Genomic DNA, 1,708 nt, shown 5'->3' on the forward strand with positions numbered 1-1,708 from the left:
GCCGCCAACATTATACCAACCGTCTCTAAATCCCCACGATTGATATTTTTCACCTTGGTACACATTTTTTACAACACCGTAGTTAGTTCCTGGACCAGTACGAACGCGTAATACATCAGCTGTAATAGTCACTACACCAATGCCATCAATTGAAGGTTTAGAAGGTGCTGGTGCATTTTCTCCTGTATAGCGAATATATGATGAATCATTATATACCCACTGATCGCCACCCAAGTTTAGCCACCCATTTGACTCACCCCATACTTGGTAGCATTCTCCTTTACCTAACTTACGAATAACTGCATATCCAGTTCCAGGTCCTTTTCGTAAATTCACGTTATCGCCATTAATGTAAGCAACTTTTGTACCATCGTTTGAAGGTGGAATAGGAGTTGGCATTACTGGACTACCTCCACCGTTATATGCATTTTGGACTCTTTCAATAAAACTATTCCAACGTCCTTCTGCTAACATACGATGAGGACAGTACTTTCCACTCCATGATTGATGTGTGCGAACTTTACTAATTGGAATATTGTACTGTTTCATTAGTTGAGCTACGACGATAGCTGCATTATCTTCCGCTTTATAATATCGATCTCCACCACTTAGAGAGTAACAGATTTCAACTCCAATAGATTTACGATTTCCGTTACCGCCACCATCACCGCAATGCCAAGCGTTACGCTCTAAAGGAATTCCTTGTACAGCTTCTTTATCATCTACGGCAATATGAAACGATACTTGGTTATCATTACGAATCATATAAGATACTTCATTTTCTGCTGTAGCATCGTTGTAAGTATTGTGGACTGTAATGAATTCTGGATTCATTGTATACGGACACTTTGTACCATATTTACTTGGGTCAACTAATTCTTTTCTGATTTCCATTATTGAACATCTCCCTTTTTCTCTTCTTGTTTTTGTTTACCACCTAAAATTTCAACTGCATTTGTTAACGCTGAAGGTAAGGGAATTCCCATACGACCAGCGTTTTCTAAAAGCGAAAGTAACTCATTGCCCATGAAGAAGAAAATAGTCGCTTCACGAATTGCGCTATTACTTCCCAATGCTGAATCTAGTTGAGCGGCCGCTCCGACCAAAAGAAAAAGCACCACCTTTTTGGCGATGCCTTTGAAACCCACTTTACTTTTTAATTCTCCGTTATATCCTGCTGCAATTATGCCAGTTAAATAATCAATAACTGCCATCGTCACTAAGATTTTCAATGTTGCATCCCATCCTCCCAAGAAATACCCACAAAACCCACCAAAACTGGCAATAAAAATCTTTAATACTACATCGATACGATCCACACTCTTTCCTCCTTCTTCCAGATAAAAAAGAGAGACACTTGTCCCTCTTTCACAAATACTTTTATATGAACAACCTAAATCCCACCTTTAAGTATCAAACCCAAAACTGCCATAACAATTGCACTAATAACAATTCGTAAAATCCATGTGGTATTTAGACTGATTTTTTCTAATTGCTGATTGATGGTAGAAATATCTTTTTCATTTATCGTCGTACGAGTTTCTAAATTACGAATATCTCGCATGATTTCTTTTTGTTCTGCTTTTAGACTGTCAATTTTCACATATACATCTTCCATATACTCACATCCTTTTTGAAATCTTAATAAGGTAATCTCTATATACTATGAGACAACCCTTTTCTGAGTGAATACATGAGTTAACTTTTT

At 37.5% G+C, this 1,708-nt stretch carries 3 protein-coding genes; all 3 read right to left on the reverse strand.

Going from position 1 to position 1,708, the window contains the following annotated elements:
• On the reverse strand, window positions 1-894 hold an 894-nt coding region (locus tag RT27_RS30980), incomplete at its 3' end, for an N-acetylmuramoyl-L-alanine amidase (protein WP_043939013.1).
• Window positions 894-1,319, reverse strand: a complete 426-nt coding sequence (locus RT27_RS30985; protein WP_000373914.1) for a phage holin family protein — start codon at window positions 1,317-1,319, stop codon at window positions 894-896. The genes RT27_RS30980 and RT27_RS30985, both read right to left, overlap by 1 nt.
• Window positions 1,320-1,393: 74 nt before the next feature.
• Window positions 1,394-1,618 (reverse strand): hemolysin XhlA family protein, encoded by a 225-nt coding sequence (locus RT27_RS30990; RefSeq protein ID WP_030026929.1) that lies wholly within the window; start codon window positions 1,616-1,618, stop codon window positions 1,394-1,396.
• Window positions 1,619-1,708 lie beyond the last annotated feature (90 nt).

Origin of the sequence: Bacillus sp. L_1B0_5, assembly GCF_000836715.1 — a bacterium.
Classification (GTDB): domain Bacteria; phylum Bacillota; class Bacilli; order Bacillales; family Bacillaceae_G; genus Bacillus_A; species Bacillus_A thuringiensis_S.

What these genes read in the sequence shown, in the direction of transcription:
- RT27_RS30990 (WP_030026929.1), bottom strand. Translation starts at nt 1,618, where the DNA reads ATGGAAGATGTATATGTGAAAATTGACAGTCTAAAAGCAGAACAAAAA.